This window comes from Bartonella sp. AA86SXKL (genome assembly GCF_042196885.1).
The window spans coordinates 1-589 of sequence record NZ_JBHIRE010000514.1; the positions used below are offsets into that span (position 1 = coordinate 1).

General features: G+C 42.6%; 1 protein-coding gene. It reads left to right on the forward strand.

Annotated features, from left to right (window positions below; all coding sequences use genetic code 11):
* Positions 1 to 156: 156 nt before the first annotated feature.
* Positions 157 to 589: hypothetical protein (locus ACFIO5_RS12990; protein ID WP_375705631.1), on the forward strand; the 433-nt coding region annotated here is incomplete at its 3' end.

The following is a 589-nucleotide window of genomic DNA, read 5'->3' on the forward strand; positions in this document are numbered from 1 at the left end:
GGGAAATAGAACAAGAGATGCAAAAGATTTTGGCAAAAGCTGCTTAAACCTATGGGGGTGCTCTCTCCTCCCAGCACCCCCACCCTTTCCTAACACTTTCAACACATGCGTGATTCACGCCACGGGTGGATTGTACGCAAATCAAGGAAATAAACCATGGAAAATAAATATGAACTGACTGATGAAACAACTGAGATTGAAGGTAAAACTCTCCACCGCATTCGTGCATTGAGAGATTTTGGGGACGTCAAGAAAGGTGATCTTGGAGGCTATATCGAGAAAGAAGACAACCTATCACATCATGGTAATTGCTGGATTGGAGATTATGCCAAGGTTTATGATGATGCTAAGGTTTACGAAAATGCACATGTTTACGGTTATGCACATGTTCACGACAATTCTCGTATTTATGGCAAAGCAGAAGTTTTCGATGAACCATGCATTTACGGTCATGCAGAAGTTTACGGTGATGCACATATTTGCGGTGAACCGCACGTTTTTGATAATGCAGAAGTTTATGGCAATGCACAAGTTTACGAAGAGCCACACATTTACGATAGGGCGCGTGTTTACGGCAATGCGCAAGTTT